At 43.2% G+C, this 21,665-nt stretch carries 19 protein-coding genes; 8 read left to right on the top strand and 11 right to left on the bottom strand.

Features of this window, described 5'->3' with window-relative positions:
- The first annotated feature begins 834 nt into the window (after nt 1–834).
- From ACM0OZ_RS33360 to ACM0OZ_RS33350, 3 genes are all read left to right on the top strand, one after another.
- Nucleotides 835–3,030: a peptidase domain-containing ABC transporter gene (locus tag ACM0OZ_RS33360; RefSeq protein WP_414587137.1), complete on the top strand. Its 2,196-nt coding sequence runs from the start codon at nt 835–837 to the stop codon at nt 3,028–3,030.
- Between the two features lie 236 nt (nt 3,031–3,266).
- Complete coding sequence (locus ACM0OZ_RS33355) at nt 3,267–4,772, top strand: HlyD family efflux transporter periplasmic adaptor subunit (RefSeq protein ID WP_414587136.1); 1,506 nt, start codon at nt 3,267–3,269, stop codon at nt 4,770–4,772.
- 466 nt (nt 4,773–5,238) lie between these two features.
- Nucleotides 5,239–6,810, top strand: coding sequence for an RNA-guided endonuclease TnpB family protein (locus tag ACM0OZ_RS33350; RefSeq protein ID WP_414587134.1), 1,572 nt, complete (start codon nt 5,239–5,241; stop codon nt 6,808–6,810).
- A gap of 398 nt (nt 6,811–7,208) precedes the next feature.
- Here ACM0OZ_RS33350 and hisA read toward each other — a convergent pair whose 3' ends face one another.
- From hisA to ACM0OZ_RS33330, 4 genes are read right to left on the bottom strand one after another with little or no spacing between them, the layout of a single operon-like run.
- The gene (gene hisA, locus ACM0OZ_RS33345; protein WP_414587133.1) at nt 7,209–7,982 is read right to left on the bottom strand and encodes a 1-(5-phosphoribosyl)-5-[(5-phosphoribosylamino)methylideneamino]imidazole-4-carboxamide isomerase; all 774 of its coding nucleotides are present in this window, start codon (nt 7,980–7,982) and stop codon (nt 7,209–7,211) included.
- A gap of 49 nt (nt 7,983–8,031) precedes the next feature.
- Nucleotides 8,032–9,222, bottom strand: coding sequence for an alpha/beta hydrolase (locus tag ACM0OZ_RS33340; protein WP_414587132.1), 1,191 nt, complete (start codon nt 9,220–9,222; stop codon nt 8,032–8,034).
- A gap of 9 nt (nt 9,223–9,231) precedes the next feature.
- Nucleotides 9,232–9,579: a DUF3593 domain-containing protein gene (locus ACM0OZ_RS33335; RefSeq protein ID WP_414587131.1), complete on the bottom strand. Its 348-nt coding sequence runs from the start codon at nt 9,577–9,579 to the stop codon at nt 9,232–9,234.
- The gene (locus ACM0OZ_RS33330; RefSeq protein ID WP_414587130.1) at nt 9,576–9,923 is read right to left on the bottom strand and encodes a DUF2499 domain-containing protein; all 348 of its coding nucleotides are present in this window, start codon (nt 9,921–9,923) and stop codon (nt 9,576–9,578) included. Before ACM0OZ_RS33330 ends, ACM0OZ_RS33335 begins: the two co-directional genes overlap by 4 nt.
- A gap of 39 nt (nt 9,924–9,962) precedes the next feature.
- On the opposite strand from ACM0OZ_RS33330, the gene csaB reads away from it, so the two are divergent.
- Nucleotides 9,963–11,006, top strand: coding sequence for a polysaccharide pyruvyl transferase CsaB (gene csaB, locus ACM0OZ_RS33325; RefSeq protein ID WP_414587142.1), 1,044 nt, complete (start codon nt 9,963–9,965; stop codon nt 11,004–11,006).
- Here csaB and ACM0OZ_RS33320 read toward each other — a convergent pair.
- On the bottom strand, nt 10,999–11,565 hold the full coding sequence (locus tag ACM0OZ_RS33320) for a Uma2 family endonuclease (RefSeq protein ID WP_414587129.1): 567 nt from the start codon (nt 11,563–11,565) through the stop codon (nt 10,999–11,001). The two genes, csaB and ACM0OZ_RS33320, sit on opposite strands and share 8 nt — an antisense overlap.
- A 237-nt stretch (nt 11,566–11,802) precedes the next feature.
- On the opposite strand from ACM0OZ_RS33320, the gene ACM0OZ_RS33315 reads away from it, so the two are divergent.
- Nucleotides 11,803–12,378 carry a Uma2 family endonuclease gene (locus ACM0OZ_RS33315; RefSeq protein ID WP_414587128.1) on the top strand — a complete coding sequence of 192 codons (576 nt, stop codon included), beginning with the start codon at nt 11,803–11,805 and terminating at the stop codon, nt 12,376–12,378.
- Between the two features lie 206 nt (nt 12,379–12,584).
- A complete protein-coding gene (locus ACM0OZ_RS33310; RefSeq protein ID WP_414587127.1) occupies nt 12,585–13,379 on the top strand; it encodes an AAA family ATPase in 795 nt (264 codons plus the stop codon).
- Between the two features lie 46 nt (nt 13,380–13,425).
- On the opposite strand, the gene ACM0OZ_RS33305 is transcribed toward ACM0OZ_RS33310, so the two are convergent.
- The 6 genes from ACM0OZ_RS33305 to ACM0OZ_RS33280 form a co-directional block, all read right to left on the bottom strand.
- Entirely contained in the window at nt 13,426–14,001 is a 576-nt protein-coding gene (locus ACM0OZ_RS33305) for an RNA-guided endonuclease InsQ/TnpB family protein (protein WP_414587126.1), read from the bottom strand.
- Nucleotides 14,002–14,026: 25 nt separating this feature from the next.
- The gene (locus ACM0OZ_RS33300) at nt 14,027–14,686 is read right to left on the bottom strand and encodes an RNA-guided endonuclease InsQ/TnpB family protein (RefSeq protein ID WP_414587125.1); all 660 of its coding nucleotides are present in this window, start codon (nt 14,684–14,686) and stop codon (nt 14,027–14,029) included.
- A gap of 222 nt (nt 14,687–14,908) precedes the next feature.
- A complete protein-coding gene (rd, locus tag ACM0OZ_RS33295) occupies nt 14,909–15,622 on the bottom strand; it encodes a rubredoxin (protein ID WP_414587124.1) in 714 nt (237 codons plus the stop codon).
- 448 nt (nt 15,623–16,070) lie between these two features.
- Nucleotides 16,071–16,814, bottom strand: coding sequence for a DevA family ABC transporter ATP-binding protein (locus ACM0OZ_RS33290; RefSeq protein ID WP_414587123.1), 744 nt, complete (start codon nt 16,812–16,814; stop codon nt 16,071–16,073).
- 19 nt (nt 16,815–16,833) lie between these two features.
- Nucleotides 16,834–18,000, bottom strand: a complete 1,167-nt coding sequence (gene devC / locus ACM0OZ_RS33285) for an ABC transporter permease DevC (RefSeq protein WP_414587122.1) — start codon at nt 17,998–18,000, stop codon at nt 16,834–16,836.
- Nucleotides 18,001–18,145: 145 nt separating this feature from the next.
- Nucleotides 18,146–19,339, bottom strand: coding sequence for an ABC exporter membrane fusion protein (locus ACM0OZ_RS33280; RefSeq protein WP_414587121.1), 1,194 nt, complete (start codon nt 19,337–19,339; stop codon nt 18,146–18,148).
- Between the two features lie 247 nt (nt 19,340–19,586).
- On the opposite strand from ACM0OZ_RS33280, the gene ACM0OZ_RS33275 reads away from it, so the two are divergent.
- Nucleotides 19,587–20,030 carry a MarR family winged helix-turn-helix transcriptional regulator gene (locus ACM0OZ_RS33275; RefSeq protein WP_414587120.1) on the top strand — a complete coding sequence of 148 codons (444 nt, stop codon included), beginning with the start codon at nt 19,587–19,589 and terminating at the stop codon, nt 20,028–20,030.
- Between the two features lie 315 nt (nt 20,031–20,345).
- Nucleotides 20,346–21,632: an RNA-guided endonuclease IscB gene (gene iscB / locus ACM0OZ_RS33270; protein ID WP_414587119.1), complete on the top strand. Its 1,287-nt coding sequence runs from the start codon at nt 20,346–20,348 to the stop codon at nt 21,630–21,632.
- The last annotated feature ends 33 nt before the right edge of the window (nt 21,633–21,665 follow it).

Below are 21,665 nucleotides of genomic sequence, written 5' to 3'. Positions count from 1 at the left end.
GTACAGTTGAACTGTTATGGGAGTGAGCGCCGACTTTTAGTCTAAACTCCAGTTACCTAGCACATTTAACAATACCATCTCGTCCATACGCCGTGTTGCCTAAGCTGTGGCACATTGAACTAATGGACTAATACCTAAGTTTTAGGGATTAGTAATTAGGGATGATAAAAATGCTCAAGCTTTTTTTATAGCTTCACTAACCTTCTCTACTTCCAAATCAATAGGGGGTAAGGCAAGCCTTGCTCATATCACCTAATTGTTTTGAAGGTCAAAGCAAGCGCAAAGATTCAATAATTTTGTGTTTGCTCCAAATTATGGAATCTTCGCTTTACTGCAAATTTCTGTAAGACCATCACCTGATTTTGTTCCGGACATTCAGTAATGATTGTTCCGCTCCGTGGCAACGGCGAATGAGATGTGTTCGCGAAGCGTGCGCCTTAGCGCTTAGCCCCCACTATACACGATGCGTTAGTGGTGGGTACTTTACTCATGGAAGTAGTTACACGTATTTGCATCACCCTGGATTATACCATATAACCCCTACATTTAGAATGATATGATGTCCAGCAAATTACCCATAATTACAGAACCCCACCCCTAACCCCTCCCCGCAAGCGGGGAGGGGAACTTTGGCTACGGCAAAAGCGGGGTGGGGTTTCCCCGAATTTGTGGGTAATTGAGCGGACATAATATGAAATAGCCCTGCGTTGTAAGTGGGGGTTTTAATTTTTTGGCACAACACTTATCCATCAACGCTTTTGGGCTTAAGTTCAAACGGGTGAGTAAAGAACAGCCCCAACTACTAGCGTTGTTTTGAAGCATTAACATTCAGGTATGGGATATCAAATTATTCGACAACACAGTCAAGAAGACTGCGGTGCGGCTTGCATTGCTACTGTTGCCAAACACTACGGACGCAACCTTGCCATACATCGGGTGCGGGAAGCAGTGGGAACTGGTTCGCGAGGCACCACCCTATTAGGATTAAATCGAGGAGCAGAAGCGCTGGGGTTCAACACCCGTCAAGTCAAAGCTAGCGCTGAATTTCTTGAATCTTTGCACAATGCTCCGCTACCAGCGATTATTCACTGGAAAGGCTACCACTGGGTAGTTTTGTACGGGCGGAAAGGCAAAAAATATGTAGTTGCTGACCCAGGAATAGGCATTCGTTATCTCACTGTCTCTGAATTAATGAATGGTTGGGCTAACGGCATTATGTTACTATTGGTGCCAGATGACATCCGTTTTGCAGAGCAACCAGAAGATAAAGTTAACGGCTTTGGACGTTTTTTGGTGCGGGTGTGGCCCTATCGCTTTTTAATAGCCCAGGCAATTGCTATTAACTTCGCGATTGGACTGCTTTCTCTTGCCTCTCCCTTGATGATGCAACTGCTTACCGATGACGTGCTAGTGCGCAGAGATACCCAACTGCTAACGACGGTGGCAATTGGGGTGATTGCAATGAACTTGATTAAAAGTGCAATTGGTTTAGTACAGTCTCACCTGATTGGTCACTTTGGTCAAAGGCTGCAATTAGGACTGATTCTGGAATACGGGCGAAAACTGTTGCACTTACCCCTTGAGTATTTTGAAGGTCGCCGCAGTGGGGAAGTCGTTAGCCGCATTGCCGATATTCATGCCGTCAATGCCCTAGTTTCCCAAATTGTCCTTGGTTTGCCCAGCCAATTTTTTATTGCCTTGGTTTCCTTGGGCTTTATGCTTTTCTTGAGCTGGCAACTCACTGTTGCCTCCACTGTCGCTTTTGTCTTAGTCACGGTTGTCAACCTGCTTTTTCTTCCTAGCTTGCGCTCGGTAACTCGTAATCAAATTGTCTTAGGTACAGAAAATCAAGGTTTTCTCGTGGAAACCTTTCGTGGTGTCCAGGTACTAAAAACGACCCAAGCCACCCCCCAAGCTTGGCAAGAGTATCAGAGCAATTACGGTCGCCTCGCTAACCTGAACTGGAAGACGATGAAGCTGGGAATTTACAGCAGCACAATTACTGGCATTCTTTCCAGTTTGACTAATATTGCCGTACTCTGGCTAGGCTCGTATTTAGTGATTAATGGCACTCTTAGTATTGGGCAATTACTGGCATTTAGTGGTATGAGTGGTAACTTTCTCGGTTTCCTGAGTTCCGCGATCTCCTTAGTTGATGAATTTATCACCGCTCAAGTTGTCATTCAACGCCTCAGTGAAGTCATTGATGCCACCCCAGAAGACGAAAATGACTTCAAAAAGCCGATTGCAAAAATTCCTGAGAACGCAGATATTACCTGCACTAACCTCAACTTCCACCATGCAGGTAGAGTTGGTCTGCTAGAAGATTTTTCCCTGACTATTCCTGGCGGTCAAGTCATTGCTTTGATTGGTAAATCAGGCTGCGGCAAAAGTACCCTAGCCAAATTGATAACTGGTTTATATTATAAGCTTCAGTCTGGTAATATCCGCTATGGGGTATACAACCAGCAAGACCTCTCATTAGAATGTCTGCGACAACAGGTGGTGCTAGTTCCCCAAGAACCCCACTTCTGGAGTCGTTCAATCATTGACAACTTCCGCTTAAGCTATCCCCACGTCAGTTTTGAAGAAATTATTAGAGCTTGCCAGATTGCTGGTGCAGATGAATTTATCAGTAAACTACCCGATAAATATCAAACCGTTTTAGGAGAATTTGGCGCAAATCTCTCTGGTGGACAACGGCAGAGACTAGCCATAGCAAGGGCAATAGTGACTGACCCACCTATACTAATTTTAGATGAATCTACAGGTGCTCTCGACCCGGTAAGTGAGAGCCTTGTATTAGATAAACTTTTATACCATCGCTCTGGCAAAACCACAATTATGATTAGCCACCGTCCCAAAGTCATCCAGCGAGCCGATTGGATTGTGCTAATCGAGTCAGGACGCTTGAAAATCTCTGGTACAAAAGAGGAACTGCGTAAAATTAGGGGTGAGCATTTAGACTTCCTAGAGGATATTCTCCCATCAAGTAATGGTTTGGTGTCATCCGCATTATTCAAGAGTTAATCGTAATTAGTCAGTTGTTAGTTGATGGTTGTTAGTACTTAGTAGTTAAGTGCTAAAAAAGACGATTTACTACATACCACATCCATACGCGATTTGTCGCGTCTCTACAAAACTCCTTATACCAATTTGAAAAAAGAATGCGACAGATACACACTCCCAAACCCTCGTTATCTTAGGCTTTCTTAATTTTGAATTTTGAATTTTGAATTGGTATCTCCCCCATCTCCCTACTTTTTATGCTTATTAACTCCAACTCAAACTTTCTACCTGTAGTAAGTGAGAACGAATTTCTCCCACCAATTAGTCGTTGGACAACATGGGGTGGACTGTTTATCCTTTGTGCTTTAGGACTCTCAATCCCAGTTGCTGCTGTTGCCAAATATAAAGTAACTGTCCAAGGACAAGCTGTTGTTCGTCCTGCTGGGGAACTACGAATTGTGCAAGCAACGGCAGAAGGTCAAGTCATGCAGATTCATGTAAAAGAAAATCAAGTCGTTAAGAAAGGTGATGCGATCGCGACTATCGATGATTCGCGGTTGCAAACTAAAAAGAGTCAATTACAAACTAGTACCCAACAAGCTAGGTTGCAACTAGCACAAATCAATGCCCAAATAAAGACTCTAAACCATCAGATTCGAGCAGAAATTGAGCGCATCAACCGTACCATTGCCTCTGCTGAAGCTGAACGGCGAGGACATAACCGCGCTTTTCAAGAAAAAAAAGTTACCACAGTTAGCGATTTTCAAGAAGCTTCAGCCAATATCAGAATAGCTGTGGAGGAATTGCGTACAGCCGAGGCGCAGTTAAAATCGGCACAATCAGATTTAGGTGCTGCGGAGGCAACATTAGGAGCGGCGATGTCGAAGCGAAACCGCTATCAAACTATAGCCAACGAAGGAGCGCTTTCACTAGACCAATTTGAAGAAGCACAACTAGCTGTTAAACAGCAAGAACAAGCAGTACAGGCACAAAAAGCAACTGTAGAAGCTCAAGAAAAAACAATCGAACGGCTCAAAAAAGCTGTAGAAGCTGCTATAGCCAGACGACAACGTATCCAAGCCACTCTCAATCCAACTGATGCAGAAGTCACAATTGCAACTGAACGTATAGCTCAAGAAAAAGCTTCTGGAGAAGCTAATCAAGCGACCTTAGAAAGAGAACGGCAAGCTCTAATTAACCAACAAATTGAAGCTCAAAAACAGCTAGAGCGAGATACTAGAGAACTTAAACAAATTGAAGTTGAGCTTCAAGAAACCACTGTTGCAGCTACCACCGATGGTATTATTTCTAAGCTAAATCTAAGAAACTCCGGTCAAACGGTACGTATGGGAGAGGAAGTTGCACAAATTGTCCCCAGTAATGCTCCTTTAGTCGTAAAGGCAGCGATTGAACCTGAGGCTAAAAGCAAGGTACAAATTGGTCAAAAAGTGCAAATGCGAGTGGGTGCTTGTCCGTATCCTGATTACGGCACTCTCAATGGTAAAGTAAAGGCGGTTTCTCCCGATGCAATTACCCGTCAAAATAATAACAATAGCGCAAATATAAACAACACCAATCCACAAGCAACTGAGAAAGGTGCTTTTTATGAAGTAACAATTGAGCCAACAGCCCTTTCTTTAGCAAACAGTCAAACGAAATGCCAAATCCAATTGGGTATGGATGGCAGAGCTGACATTATTACCCGCGAAGAGACTGTACTGCAATTCTTTCTTAGGAAAGCAAGGCTAATAACAGACCTGTAAGTCCCACGTTTAGATGAGACTCTCCAAGCACATCCGAAAATATGGACGATGCAAATTGCAACGAGGCTCTACTGTATTGCCAGAGAGCTTCACTAATCCTATACCTAAAATAACGCGGGAGGCAGATAGCCCCGAAGTACGAAGTTCAAGAAATCAAATGAATTGAACCTCGTACGTTATTTATATCGGGGTGGAATGCCGACACGCGCTCATTTATTCAGCGTCAATATTGGTTTCTCTTGCCCATCTTTCGACAAGTTCACTGATACTTGTTTCTTTAGTTGTTGCTATTTTCTGCAATCTATTCCATGCTGTCGGAGTGAGGTATATCCTGTGAGATTCCTTAAGCTCAGAATGTAATGCTGGTTGATTTCTTGTCCTTTTTATCCCTTTCCCTGTTGACATATTTAGAAGTGGTACGCTATTCTAAGTACAGGTTAACAAATATAGGAGGTGATTACAAGCTATGCCACGGAGTACCAAACCATCGTTTGTTTTAGAACTGCCATTAAAAGCAGACAGCAAGCAAGATTCAGAACTGCAAGCAAGGTTTAATGCAGCTATGCGGTTGTACAACAACGTGCTGAATGAAGCTAAAACGCGGATGGAGCTAGTACGTAATTCCGAGGCATATCAAGCCGCTAGAAAAATTTCACGCGATAAGAACAAAGAGCGCAGCGACGCTTTCAATAAGGCACGTGAAGCATATCGTTTCACTGACTACGACTTACAGGCTTACGCCAATAGATCCGCCAAGGATTCAAAATGGATCGCTCAAAAGATAGATGCGATAACGCAGCAGAAGTTAGCGACTCGTGCATTTAAAGCGGTTGAACGCGTACTATTTGGTAAAGCTAAAGATGTACGCTTTAAAGTTGAAAGTCGCTTCCGTTCAGTTGAAGGTAAGACCAACAAGCAAGGTATTAGATGGAAAGGTGACCAGATTGTTTGGGCTGGATTAGAACTCCCGGCAATTATTGATTTCGACAATGAAGTCATCAATCATGGTCTTTCAAGTCCCGTCAAATACTGTCGCATCGTTCGGCGCGAGCTCAATGGTAAGCGTAGATGGTTTGTGCAACTTGTTTTAGAGGGAGTGCCTTACCAAAAGCCACAGAATTATGTTTCTGACGGACTGATTGGGCTTGACCTTAATGTTTCCAATATCGCATTCGTTGCTGATCGTCATGCTGACTTATTACCTTTCGCTGAAAATGTTCCAACTTTCACCAAAGAAATAACTAGGCTGCAACGACGGATGCAACGCTCCCAACATAGCTTGAATCCTGATAATTTTGAACCGGATTTCAAGGCACGCAGAGGACGCAAAACTGTTATCAAGAAAGGCAAGTCCAAGAAAGGAAAACAGCAGTGGAAGAAATCTAGCAATTATCACAAAGCAGCGCAGAAAAAGCGTGAACTAGAGCGTAGAAAGTCTGTATACGCCAAGTGTCAAAATCGTCGTGTTGTTAACGAAATCTTGAGACATGGCAAGAACATCAAAACAGAAAATGTAAGCGTAAAGGGATGGCAGAAACGATATGGCAAAGCTATATCTGTCAAGTCCCCCGGATTTGTTCAATCAGAACTGAAGCGCAAAGTTGAGAATACTGGCGGTTCGTTCACAAAGTTCTCTACTCAAAAAACCGCGCTATCTCAAACTCACTTGGACGGTAGCCGCATCAAGAAATCGTTATCCGAGCGAGTTCATGGGGATGTCACGGGTATTTCAGAGCATCACCGTGATTTATTCAGTGCTTTTTTGGGTAGGTACGTCAATCAGGATAAGTTGTCACTGCGGGATGCTCTAAACGAGTATCCGGGGCTGGAACCAGTCTTGTTGGAGGCGTGGCAACGTTATTTAACTCGCAAGCAAGTAGGCGCGTCTGAACGCAGGCAGTCTGATTCTCCCTCAGAGCGAGTCTCCAATCAGCCAATAATCTCTGACCAGATAGCTGAATCGAGCAAAAAGTCAGTCGAGGATGTGGCCGTACCGCCCCGTTTTCGCGCGCGGGGGAGGGTTCAAAAAAGAAAATAGAGACGCATAAATCAAGCGTCTCTACCAGAGAGGAAACCCATTAACTATAAAATTTAAAAATTAAAAATTAAAATATTTCTTAAAAAATTTCTTTAGTAAGCGCCTGATTTTAATCAAGAATCTTTTAATGTTGATTTTTTTGAACCTGGAAGTACCAGGGATCATCGAAGATCTTTGAATGTCGGAATTTATTAACCTGGTAGCACCAGAGTTGGTTTTGACTGGTCTACCTCTGTTAGGAGGTCTTTTACGAGTCATATTAAGAACTGGATAATTGCTTACAAGATGGGATACACGACGGTAAATGACTAATCCGGAAAATTTCAAAAAAGAATTGGGTTAAAGGAAGAAGAGACGCGCTCTCATGAAAGCGTCTCTATACTGGACGGTAGGTGATACTAGGCAAATGCGGAAAAATCTATATTAGGCGGAATATCCTGAATCCGCCCTTGACCAACCGCACGCAATGCTTCTCTAAGAGAAACATCACCAGTGTACAGTGCGCGACCGACAATGACACCAATCACGCCTTGTGATTCTAACGCCAATAGACTTAACAAATCGGTGACAGAACTGACACCGCCAGAAGCAATGACAGGAATGGAAATTGTTGCCGCGATCGCTCGCAAAGCTTCTATATTTGGTCCAGAAAGAGTTCCATCACGTTGGATATCGGTGTATATTATGGCAGCTGCTCCTAATTCTTGCATTTGTACAGCCAGTTGAGTTGCCAAAACTTCCGAAGTTTCTTGCCAGCCGCGAGTTGCTACCATTCCGTTACGCGCATCGATACCAATAACAATCTGTCCTGGAAATTCTTGGCACAGTTCTTGTACCAGTTGGGGTTGTTCTACGGCTATAGTTCCTAAAATGACGCGCTGTACGCCTAAATTCAGTAATTGTTGCACACGAGAGCGATCGCGCACCCCCCCACCAACTTGAACGGGTACTGACACTGCTTGAGTTATTGCCTCAATTGCTGGCAAGTTTACTAATTCCCCTGTTTTTGCTCCATCCAAATCAACTACGTGTAATCTAGTGGCTCCCTGTTCTACCCATTGTTGAGCCACTTCAACTGGGTTATCGTTGAAAACTTGCGATTGTTCATAATCTCCCTGATAAAGTCGCACGCAGCGACCTTCTAGTAAGTCTATTGCTGGAATAACTTCCATTTATAACTTCTCCTTTTTATTTTTTACCACTGTAAAATTTCCTCACAAATCAATTTTTGTTTGCCGAACCACTTGCCAAAATTTCTAATAACGCTTGGCGATAAATCTTTAAACCTTCGGTATTGAGATGGTCGCCATCACTTGTTAAATTGTCTTTTAGAACATTATTTTCATATAAAGATTGTATGCCTGACGATTGAACTGGCACATTTTCAGTTGTCGCAACTTGATTCATCACAGTATTAATTTCCTCCACTTTCGATAGTGGAGCTGCTACACTCGGATCTTTGCTAGCAGCAACTGTTGAGTAGAAAGCAGGAATGAGAAAAATTTCTTTAGTTCCCATTGCTCTTACTAACGAGATAGCCTCTTTCAATTTTTCGGTAAATAGCTCGTTAGTTAGCCCATACGAAGCATCATTTCCACCAATGGCAATAATGGTTTTTTGGCATTTTACATTGCCAGTAGCTAACATTTTCAGTTGTTCAACTAATGAAATTGTACTCAATCCATTTAAGGCAAAATTAAAAGTTCCTTCACCAAGGGAATTTCCAAGTTGAGCAGAAACAGAATCTCCAAATAAGCAGCCTGAAAATTGCTTTCCTTTACTTGCCAGTCTTTGATATTGGGTTTGAATTTGCCATAGAGGTGTAGAAGTTAGGTTATCCTTTTGTGGCGTATTTTGTGACCCATTAGATGAACTCGAATATAATTTTGATTGATTCAGTATTTCTAAAGCTTGCGGCAAATCCACTACTAGTTTTTCGCTCGGATAAGCTTTTAGAAAGCTGATGATTCCCAAACCTTCTCTTGATTTGGCTCCTAAGATAATGGCTGAACGTAGTGCTTGTATCCCAGCTTTGTCACGACGCGTAACGCTTTTAGAAGCAGCAGATAAAAGCATTTTGCCAAGACTTGTGTCTAATAGCTTATCCACAGCCACAATATCAAGAGACATATTTACGTGAAGTGCCTGTTGCAATCTCTGTTGCTGTTTAGGATTTAGGTAACGCAGGAAAGAGTTGAGAGCAGAAGAAACCTGTTGAGTTTCAGCATACTTACGCAAATCTTCCACAGGAAGTGATTGCTCAAACAATCCATACCTGACAACAAATTTTTCAGCCGCAAAACTAGAAGATGAACTCAGAAGACTATCAACAGCTAAAAATGTTACACAACCTGATAGACCTAACAGAGTGCGGGAAAAATATTTAATAACAGAAGGTAGCTGCAATGACATAGGTGATTTTTAGTCTTGAGAAGTGGGTGATGACATTTGCGATGACATTTGCTCAGGAGGAGTAGCGACAACAGCTTGATTTTGAATCACAGCTTGTCGGAAACCTAGGACAATGAAAATATTAAAAAATGTCAAGAAAAATTCTGCGCTCCCGTGCAGCCAATCAACATTTGCTAGAGACTTACCATAATGGATTTGGGCATAAATTCCCGCTGGAATGGTGATGGCGACAAACACGAGAGTACCGTAGAAACCATACAGCGCCAAACGGGGCATTTGCCTGCTGCGGCTGATAAACCACAAGAAACCCAAGTAGGGAAACAATGAAAGGGCAAACAGGGCTTCTTTTGAAATCATGGCTCTAATTTTATAGTTTTTGTAGACACAGGATTGCTATCAGTTTTGGTTGACTGATTGGAACGCCAAATCAACACCGCAGCTGCCCAAAGCGTAAAATTACCGACTAAGGTCATACTTGCTTGCAGCGTCACCAGCCATTCTAGAGATTCGGAATTATCAAAATAGTGCCAAGTGCAAGCACACATGGCGCTGACTAGAGCAGGTAACATAGCAAAGGACAATGCCCACCAAGCACGGTTACCTGTCACTTCTCCGTATTTCCAGATTAACCAAATAGCGGCAATCCACTCAATAACGCTAGATATATGAATAATCCAAGTAGGAATCGAAAGAGCGTGCATAATATTCAAGATTCAAAATTCAAAATTCAAAATCAAAGTATGCGGGTGTTGTTATCAGGGTATTACGGTAAGGGAAACGGTGGAGACGAAGCTTTATTAGCAACGCTTCTACAGATGCTACCACCATCAGTCACGCCTGTGGTTCTCTCTGGCAATCCTGAGGAAACTCGCGATCGCTACAACCTGGAAGCGCATGATCGTATGGCACCTTTCACCGTACTACAAGCTTTGCGCTCCTGCGATGCTTTTATTTGGGGTGGTGGTAGTTTGATTCAAGATACAACCAGTGCCGTTAGCCCATTTTATTATGGGGGAATCATGGCATTGGCTCAAAGAATGGGTTTGAAAACCGTTGCTTGGGGACAAGGAATTGGTCCACTGAAGCGTCCTGTGACTCGTTGGTTAGCACGGCAAACTTTTGGCGGTTGTACGAAAGTGAGTGTCCGCGATCGCGCTTCTGCGGCTTTGCTTACTGATTGGCAAATTCCTTTTATACTGGCTCCAGATCCCGTATGGGCGTTGGAAAGTAAACCCGTTCCAGGACTTTGGGATTTACCTGCTCCCAGAGTTGCTGTAACTTTACGAACACATCCCCAGTTAACCCAAACTCGCCTTGCTCATCTGACTCGCGCACTCGTTGATTTTCAAAAAGCCACACAAACTTTTATATTACTGCTGCCTTTTCAAAAAAGTGAAGATTTAGGCATAGCCCAAGCAATCCAAGCACAACTCAAAGATGTCAGCCAAATTATGTGTCTAGAAGAACCGCAACTTTTGAAAGGAGTGTTTCGCGGTGTAGAAATGGCAATTGGAATGCGTTTGCACAGCTTAATTATGGCAGCAAGTGAAGGGTGTCGCTGCTTTGCTCTGAGTTACGATCCCAAAGTGAATCGATTGATGGAAGATGTAGATATGCCGGGATGGGATTTGGCTAATTTGCCAGATGATCCCAATCTCATTAGTAAAACATGGATAGAACACTACGCGAATGGCGACCCATTGTCAACAGAAAAAATTCAGTTTTTGCTAGATAGAGCACTGATTCACCGCGAGGTGTTGAGCGAAGCCTTAAATATTAAGTAAATATACGGCTAACAGGGCAAGTAAAACCAGGTAAGAGTGGTGAATTCAGTTCATCATTGCTTAGTAAAGTTGCCACTAACACCAGTGTAGCTTGCTGTCGTCGATAAACTTGAATTTGCTGCAACTGCCAATCAACAATCCAGTATTCTTGCACACCTTGAGTTGCGTAAAGCTTGAGCTTCACTTGTTTATCGCGTCGTTCATTGTTCTCGCCAGGAGAAAGTACCTCAACCACTAACTCTGGTGCAGCAGTAAGGTGTCCTGCATCATCTATCACTAATGCTAGTCGCTCATTGCTGATCCACACCACATCAGGAATGACGTTATCAGCATCGGTGAAGATAATACCAGCTGCTGTGACAGCTTTTCCCAAACCAGTTTGTCGAGACCATAGTTTCAATTCTGTACAAATGCTGTCAGCAGCTTCTTGATGTTCCCAATGTGGTGCGTGTGTCACAAATAACTCTCCATCTACAATCTCGTAGCGCTTACCGTTATCTGGGAACAGTTCTAAGTCGGCAGTTGTCCAGCGTACCTGGTTACTCGTAGTCTGGCTCATATGGGGCATCTTTTGAAGTCTGTTTTTCTAATGTACCAACCCTTAACAGTTACCAGTTATCAGTTATCAGTTATCAGTTATCAGTTTCATCCTTTGCATGTTTAAGTCCCCCACCAAGAGCACCAGAGAGCGTTGGTGTCAGTACAACCACACCAGCTCGGTGGCGTCACTGCGGCTGGTACTGTTCACTGTTTTAACTGAGGTGCGGCATAATTGATATATGCTTAAAAATTGCCTATGACCGCTGTCACCCCTAAACGCTTCACTATAGCTGAGTATCATCGCCTTATGGAACTAGGGTTCCTAACGGAGGATGACCGGGTGGAGTTGATTAGGGGAGAATTGATGCAAATGGCAGCAAAAGGCACACGACACTCTGTCTGTAATACAAAGTTATTTCGAGAGTTAGACAGGTTAGTGGGAGACACAGCTGTTATCCGTGGACAAGAACCTATAATCTTGCCTACTGATAGTCAGCCTGAACCAGATATTGTCATTGCACGGGGTAAGGCTGATGATTACTTGTCAAATCATCCTTTACCAGAAAATATTCTCCTGGTTATTGAAGTATCAGACTCTTCCCTTGAGTATGACCAAAACACCAAACTAGCACTTTATGCTGAAGATGGGATTAGCGACTACTGGATTGTTAATCTAGTGGCAGATCAATTAGAACGCTACAGTCAGCCTTACCAGGATACTCAAGGTAAGTTTGGCTATCGTTTGAAGCAGATTGCATTGCGACATGAGTTGGTGACACTCCCTGGTTTTCCCAATTTGTCTTTGGAGTTGAATAGAGTTTTTCCAGGTTGAGAAGTCAAAAAACAATATAAATGTACTAACAAAGGCTTAGATACGGCATAATTAATACTCAGATATTGCACGCAACAAGAGCCAGAGGCTCTAATATATCGTTACCAGGTTGAACCTAGTAACGAGGGTTTGGAGGCTTCGCCGACTCACTGTTGGAACAGGTGCAAGATCTCAGTAAATAGGCTGCTCTAGGTAAGTGTAACTCCATGATTCATTTAAGAGCGATCGCCAAAAAACAACTTGCTAAAAAAATTGATTCCTTTCCCTTCAATCTTCCTATAATCAAAGCTTTTAAAGAAATTAACTTTCATAGCCCTGTCACTTTCTTTGTTGGAGAAAATGGTTCAGGAAAATCGACCTTTTTAGAAGCAATAGCAGCAGGCGTCGGCTCAATTACGGTGGGAGGTGAAGATATACAGCGAGACAAAACGTTAAACTCTGCCAGAGAATTATCTACACAATTAAAATTTGTTTGGCAAAAAAAGACTAGGCGAGGATTTTTTCTTAGAGCCGAAGATTTTTTCAACTTTGTCCGGAGAATGAAAACTCTTAGCCAAGAACTCGACGAACAAGCATTAGAATACGAGCAAAAGTTTACTGGTTTTGGTCTTGAATTAGCGAAACGTTCTGCATTAGCTCAAAAAGGTGCTTTAACTCAAAAGTATGGAGAAGAGCCGGATGCTTACTCTCATGGAGAAACTTTTTTCAAACTTTTTCAATCACGCTTTGTGCCTGGTGGTTTATATCTTCTTGATGAACCTGAAGCCGCCCTATCACCTCTGCGACAATTAGCACTTCTTTCCATGTTAAAAGAGATGATAAATCAGGATAGCCAGTTTATCATTGCTACCCATTCTCCTATTTTAATGGCTTTTCCAGATGCGACTATTCTTAGTTTTGATGTCTGCCCACCAAAAGAAGTAAACTATGAGGAACTAGAACAAGTTTCTTTAACAAAGGCTTTTTTAAATAATCCGCAATCTTTTTTAAGACATTTGTGACATCCTCCCCCACTAAATCAAAGATTATAGTGGGGGCTTCCCCGAATCACTTCAAGGATTTCCTGGTTCTTCCCTTGCGGGATTTCGACACTTGCCTAGATTTCGTTACCTCAACCCCCGGTAGACCGTCTGCACAGGCAGTTTCCTTTCCCACAAGCCCTGTGGTACTAATGAGGACAATCCCTCGATTTCTAATATTCTGACCCGCGGCTACGTCCCTATCTGTCACATAGTTACAGTGAGGACAATGATGAACTCTAACGCTCAAGTCTTTTTTTACTTCACCACCGCATTCTGGGCACTCTTGAGAAGTCCCTCTTGCATCAACTTCACCGAAAAATTTTCCTCTATTCCAGCACACATACTTGACGATAGTTCTAAACTGACCGAACCCAGCATCAAGCATATGTTTTCCAAGCATGCCCTTGGCACTGATACGATAATCCAAGTCTTCCATAAAAACCATATCAGCAGTATCACAAAGAGCATGGGCTTGCTTGAAATGAAAATCTTTTCTGGTGTTGTCGATTTTGTGGTGAAGCCGCGCAACTTTTAGACGTTGTTTCTCGTAATTCTTAGACCGTTTTTGTTTTCTAGAGAGCCTGCGTTGCAGTAATTTCAACTCGCTTTGCAGCTTTTTAAAAAACTTAGGCGGTAATACTCGCGCCCCCGTCACTGGTTGCCAAAAACTTCTCTAACCCAGTGTCAACCCCAATAGGATGACCATTCGGAACTGGGTCGGGAATGCTGACATCACATTGAATATTGACAGAAGCATACCATCGGTCGGCTTTCCTCAAAATTCGCACTTGCTTGACCACAAACCCACTGGGGATAGGTCTATGCAAGTTAACGGAAATGGCTCCAATTTTGGGCAACTTGATGTGCAAATTCGTTACCGGGTTTTGCTTGAATTGAGGAAACAGCAATGATTTGAACTGCCCATATTTCTTGAATCGGGGAAAGCCAAACCCTCTGGACTGAAAATATTCCCATCCATGATGAAGCCGCTTAATAGCTTGTTGAAGGACTTGAGAAGGAACCTCCTGGAGTTTAGGAAATTCTTTCTTGGCTTTTGGCAAGTTGTTAAGTTGGTAAACTTCACCAGGAAACTTCAAGTCAGCAGGAAGAATGTACTCTTTTTCCAGAGAGCATCTGTCAATTAGACACTTACGACTATTGCACCAATCTTTTATCTGTGCTAGTGCATGGTTATATGCACCACGGCAGATTTCCATCCACTCAATAAGCGTTTGCTCTTGAGCGGTATTTGGGTAGAGTTGGTAACGGTAGTTTAGTGTCAGCATTGCAGTATTGTACAACGTTTACTAAACACTGGGCAAGTGTTAAATGTTAACTTATGGGATATTGAATCCCATAAGTTAACTTGGGGGAGTCCATGTATCCCCCACCTTTTCAAAGATTATGGTGGGGGTATTATTGCTCCCCCAAACCCCCACTTTTAGATAAGTAGTGAGGCGATCGCGCTTTATGCGATCGCCTCACGCACCCTCTGCTATAGTGAATGCTTACGCAGCAACTGCTTCCTCATAAGGGACAAACGTTTTCTTCGTAGCACCACAAATTGGACACAACCAATCTTCAGGAATTGCCTCAAACGCTGTCCCAGGAGCAATTCCAGAATCAGGATCGCCCTCTACGGGGTCATAAATCATTGAACACTGGCGACAAATCCATTTTTGAGTTGCAGGATCGCCGCTTGCTGCTTTCGCTGTTGGAGCGATACCATCAAGAGCTTGGAGTGCTTCTGTATATTGATTGGCGTGATGATGTTCGATTGGTGTCAGCAATCCAAAGTTGTGTGCTGCTTTACGGAATATCTGAGCGTGTTCGCGAGACTCTACTTGTTGTGCTTCAAACTCTACGACAGCCTTATCGTCCCGGTCTGTACGCGCCGCAGCAGTAAACTCTGGATACATGGTAGTGTACTCATAGGTTTCTCCCTCAATCGCTAACTCTAAACAACGAGATGCGATCGCCTTCTTTTGTTCATCAGTTAACGAAGCGACATCCTCCACCACCAACTCTGGATGCATTAACCGGAAGTGAGCAAAAGCGTGTTCTGTCTCCTGATTTGCAGTTTCCCGGAACAGCTTTGACAATTCACTCAGCCCCAACTGGCGAGTGACTTCCGCAAAAAACAGATACTTACGATTTGCCATCGATTCCCCAGCAAAGGCTTCGGACAGGTTTTTTGCGGTGTTCGAGTTTGATAAATCCATGATTTCTCCTCTCAATTATTCATTAATAGGCTGCTTTTACAATACCAGTCATCTAATACGTACTCGTTACGAGTACGTATAAATAAATTGTACTCATTATGAGTCTGAAAAACTAGAACCTTCATAATTTTTTTATGCTGGCTAGCGCAAAAAGCTTAGAACTTACGCCAAAAGCAGTGTGAAACAAGTCATACCTGTTTACTGAACCGAAGCTAAGCTTGGCGAGCTAACCTTCGTCTCTTGTTTATGGGTGTCAGCAAAATCAACTTATGCGCTTAGGGGATAGAAATGGCAAAAATGGCAGCAGATCGCTTATATATTCGATGTCTGGGGCTTTTTCACCACATAAAAGCCTATTTGTAAAGTGCGTAAGTCCTATCTTTTTGGTTGTGAATCGTGATAAAAATCAGTGCTAAGTGGTTCGCTGTCTTTTGCTTTTTAGTGTTGATCATTCACCAAGTATCAAAGCTGGGTTATCTGCTAGACGACCATCTTCCATATAGACGATGCGATCGGCAATGTCGAGAATCCGGTTGTCATGTGTGACCAAAAGAATCGTACAGCCCTGCTGTTTTGCCAGCTTCTGCATCATCTCCACCACATCTCGTCCTGATTTTTTGTCGAGGGCGGCTGTGGGTTCATCGGCTAAGACAATTTTGGGATGGCTTACAAGAGCACGGGCTATTGCCACTCTTTGCTTTTGTCCACCAGAGAGGCTATCTGCATAGTAGTCGATGCGCTTTTCCAACCCAACGGCTTTAAGGATATCGGCAGATATTCCATCTATGTCTTGATCCAGGTATTCATCATGCAGTTCTAAAGACATTCGTACATTCTGTTTAGCTGTTAAAAAAGTCAGCAGGTTGTGCGCTTGGAAAATATAACCAATTTGCCGCCGCACTTGCACCATTTGTTGCTGACTTGCGCCACACATTTCTTGTCCAAGGATTGTAAGACTTCCGGATTGTGCTGAACGCAAACCTCCCATAAGAGTCAGCAGTGTGGTTTTACCAGAACCAGAAGGACCACTCATAATGACAATCTCTCCAGGATAAATGTCGAGATTAATATCAAACAAAGCCTGTTTGCGGAGTTCTCCCTCACCAAAGTAGTGGTTCAGGTTGGAAGCTGAAATCACAGGTTTATTTGTTGTAGGTTGGTTTTGGGTAGTAGGAAAAGTTTGGTTCTGCATAGTGGTTACGCATTTTTTATCAGAAAATGTCAGCCGGATCGGCTGCTTGCAACTTACGCATAGCGATTCCGCCCGAAACAACACACATTAAAATTGTAAGAAATAATACTAATGCAGTCCGGGTTGGAGTCATGCCAATAGGTAACAAAGTCGCAGTTCCAGCAATCAAATACAACCCTGACGAAAGAACAAACCCTGGTATAAAACCCATGATTGCTAGAATAAGTGACTCTTGAATGAGAATGCCGACGAGGTAATTATCGCTGTAGCCGATCGCTTTCAACGTGGCATATTCAGGTAAATGTTCTGACACATCAGAGTAGAGAATTTGATAAACAATTACAATCCCCACGACAAAGCCAATGATGGTTCCAAGCCCAAAAATGAAGCCTGTCGGAGTGCTACTTGACCAATATTGCTTCTCTCGATTGGCAAATTCCTCTCGCGTTAGCACCAAAACATCATTTGGTAAGGTGGCTCGCAGTTGTTCCTGCACTTCCTTATGGTTTGCACTCTTGTTTAACGAAATCAGACCAACGTCAATCTCCTCTGGTTGGCGATCGCTAAACAGGCGCAGGAAGGTAGAATCACTGGTAATCATAGTACCATCAGTCCCAAAGGACACACCTAGCGTAAACAGCCCGGTGATCCAAATTTGCTTATCATTCACTTGAACCGAGAGCGGGGAAGACTTTTGAAACAACGCAGGAATATCGCCAAATTCAGGTCGCCCTGCTTGGTCGTATAACACCCGATTCAGCGGCTTGAGTTTGTCTATCTGTTGATTCACCTCTGGTAACGTAAATGCAGGTTTCGCAGGGTTAATACCAAGGGTTAGGACTGTGCGTTCGCGCTGACGATTTTGAGGATTGCGCCACTGAGCGCTACCAACGTATAAAGAGTTTATAGAGTTGACTTTCTCGAATCCTGCTGCTTGATATAACCGCTCTCTTGGAAAACTCTTGAACGACTGCACAGCTTCAGATTGTGGATTGATCAGGAACAAATCCCCTCTTAGGCTATTGTGAAAATTTGCTGCGGAGTCATAGAGTGCGTCATTGAGTCCAAGTTGGACAAACATGAGGACGTCTGCAAAGGCAATTCCTGCTAAAGCAACGGCGAGACGCGTTTTCTCTCGTCTGACTTGCAACCATGCTAGTGGTGTTTTACGGAATTTGCGGAACATTTCAGTGATTCCTAGATTTTTTGGTCTACCTTAAAGCTGGGCGTTGCTGATTCAAAAGATGAATTTAGGTTCGCGCCAAGACGCAAAGGCGCAAAGGGTTTTGAAAATTAAAGGAAGAAAATTTCATACCTCAATTCAGCAACGCCTAAAGCTGGATAGCGGCTTGTACTTGCATATTCGTCAAGTTTGCAACTCGCTTGCTGTCTTCCGGATTAAGGCGAATTCGTACTTCCACGATTCTGCGGTCGAGGTTCTCTCCTGGTTCTCCGCTGGTAACTTCTTGTTGAGTCACCTGTAACCCAATCAGGCGAACGGTTCCACGGATTTCTCCAGGGAATGATTCGCTAGTGATGATTGCTTGTTGCCCTTGATAAATTTTGCCAATATCAGTTTGATAAATCTCTGCAACCACTTCCATTTGGTCAGTTTGTCCGAGGTCAACGATACCTTTATCACCAACGGCTTCTCCTGGTCTGGCATGAATTTCCAGAATTCGTCCTGTCATGGGTGCGCGGATATAGACTTCAGCAAAGTCAGCTTCAGCTTTTTTGACACCAGCTACTGCCTTGTCTATCTCAGCCTGGGCTGCTTCCACATCAACCGGACGCACTTCTGCGATTTTTTCCAATGTGGCTTTTGCTTGCTTGATTTGCTGTTGTAGCGTGTCTGCTGTGCGATTTTGATTTGCCCTGACTTCGTTAAGCTGTGCTTGAGCAGTTTCTAAGGCAAGCCGCTTTTTATCTCGCTCAGAAGCTGCGATCGCCCCTTCTTTAAATAGCGATAAATAGCGCTTGTATTCAGCATTGGCGATGTTCACTTCAGATTGCCAACGGGCAATCGTGGCTGTTTGAGAAGCAATCTCACCCCGGAGTTGTTGTTCAAGGCGAGCTATTTCGGCTTTCTGTGCGGCAATCTCTCCAGATTTTGCGCCAGCTTTCACTTTGGCGAGTTCAGCTTGCGCCACTTTCACTTGTTTTTGTGCTTCGAGTAGGGCGTTTTGGAGGCGATCCCGGCTAGCTAAAACCGCAATGACTTGATTGACTTTTAGGCGATCGCCTCTTTGCACGAACAATTGAGCAATCCGGTCATTCCTAAGCGTCACAGGTGTAGACACTCGGATAACCTCTGCTTCCGGTTGCAGCCGTCCGAGAGCAGTAATTTGCCGAATCGTTGAAATAGTTTTCACAGCTTCTGATGGTTTACTTTGATGCCCAATCTGGGAAAAACCATAGTAAAGCGTTGCGCTTGTGATGGCGGTAGCAGCAATCATGAGAGCTACCGTCCACCGTTTTGAAGGTTTTGGTAGTATGAAAGGCTTTGATATTGGTTGGAAGTTCATAATGCTGATTCCTGTATAGATTCTGCTGTGTTGGCTAAACATATAAGCCCAAGACTGAACCTGAACGTGGAGATACGCTCAACGTCATTGATGCAGGTTAAAACCAGTTAACTCAATTTCTATGTCAATACTTTTATATCAACAATTTTATATATAAAAGAGTGATTGTCAATGTTTTTATATAGAAATGAATTCAGCCAAAATAGAATTAGCACCGATTTTGGGCTGTGTTAAGTAGGGAGCCGACGTGAATCAGTCCATTAACTACCGCAAAATTCTTAACCTTTATCGAGCACAAGCCGTCGTTGAAGTTGCCCTCGATGCTGCCCTTTCTCCACTTGGGTTGAGTGTCGCACAATGGGGCACGCTGCGGATTTTGCGCGAACACCCTGGAGCTTCGGGTGCTGACATTGCGCGCATTGCCTTCGTGACTCCACAAGCCGTGGCGACTATGCTGCAACGTTTAGAGCAGGCAGGACTCATTACCCGTCGTCCGCCTTCACGAGGTCGAGCTGTTGAAACTCATTTGACTCCACGTGGCGAGACTTTATTGGAACAAGGCGATCGCATTGCCGACGAGATTGAAGCGCGGCTGTTCTCGAACCTCAGTCCACAGGAGCAAGAATGTTTGAACGAGTATCTCCTGCGTTGCATCAACACTTTGGACTCAAATAAGTTTGAGAAGGAGTAGTATTGAGAAGGCAGATGGTACGGCAAATACGGTAAGCAGAATAATAAATACTTAGCCAGTGAAGGCTTCGATGAAAGTAAACTACCCACCACTGAACTGAGTACAGTTCCAGTGGGGGCAATAAATACGCCCAGAGTTTACCCGACTAAGTATTTAGTTACTACGATTTTTAGGTCATCTTACCTACAAATGCGCAGCCAGTTTGTAGCTCTAAGGTTAACAGTTAAACAGAGTCATTGGGTTTGAGTCAGTGCTGTTAGCGCAAAAAGCCTTTAAATCTTTGTCTAGGCTAACTTTACCCGTAAGGAGGGACTTATGTCCAAAATATTTGTTTTAAATGCCGACAAACGACCTTTAGATCCAATTCACCCAGCACAAGCGAGACAACTATTACGAAACAAAAAAGCAGCTATTTACCGAAAATTCCCTTTCACCATCATCTTGAAAGAGTCACGTCCAGAAGCACCTATTCACCCGTTGAGATTAAAAATAGACCCTGGCGCTAAACAGACAGGAATTGCATTAGTTAACGATTTTACTGGTGAAATAGTTTTTGCGGCAGAACTAAAGCACAAAGGTTTTGCAATTCGAGAAGCTTTAACCTCTCGAAGACAATTAAGACGTGGTAGACGTGCTAGAAAAACTAGGTATAGGAAACCACGGTTTTTAAATAGAACACGCCCACAAGACTGGTTAGCCCCAAGCTTGCAAAGTCGTGTTGAAAATATTAAAACCTGGGTTAACAAGCTATGCCGTTTTGCTCCAATCGAAGCTATTAGTCAGGAATTAGTTCGCTTTGATATGCAATTGATGCATAATCCAGATATTCAAGGTAAGGAATATCAGCAAGGCACTTTAGCGGGTTACGAGACAAGAGAGTTTCTATTAGAAAAGTGGAACAGGCAGTGTGCTTACTGTGGAGTGAAAGACGTTCCACTTCAGATAGAGCATATTCATCCAAGAGCAAAAGGAGGTTCTAACTCAATCACAAACCTCACCTTAAGTTGTCAGAAATGTAACCTTAAGAAAGGGACTAGGGACATCAAAGAGTTTCTTAAAAAAGACCCTTCAAAGTTAGATAAGATTCTGAGACAAGCCAATAAAGCATTAGCAGACGCAGCAGCCGTAAACACAACAAGGTTTGCATTATTGAACGTCCTGAAAGAAACAGGACTACCCGTAGAAATAGGTTCAGGAGGATTAACAAAGTTCAATCGTAGTCAACAAAAGTTGGACAAAACACACTGGATTGATGCTGCTTGTGTTGGTAAATCAACCCCAGCAAGACTAATCATTAAGGCAGTTAAACTATTGTTGATTACAGCTAACGGTCATGGTTCTAGGCAGTCATGCAGAACAGATAAATACGGTTTTCCTAGTCGTCATGTTCCTAGAGAAAAGATTCACTTTGGTTTTCAAACTGGAGACATTGTGAAAGCTATCGTTACTACAGGTAAAAAGGTTGGCATTTATGTTGGGAAAGTTGCAATCCGTTCTTCTGGAAGTTTTAACATTTCAACTAAAGATGGGTTAGTTCAAGGAATATCACACAAGTTTTGTAAACGAATTCATGCAAAGGATGGTTACTCTTATGCAGTCTGAGAGATTAGAAATTATTCGGTCGTCCTTCTCATT

The sequence above is a fragment of the Scytonema sp. PCC 10023 genome, assembly GCF_963920835.1.
Lineage (GTDB): Bacteria > Cyanobacteriota > Cyanobacteriia > Cyanobacteriales > Nostocaceae > Kalymmatonema.
Note: the sequence above shows the minus strand (reverse complement) of the source record. Positions and strands in the feature narration are given on the sequence as shown.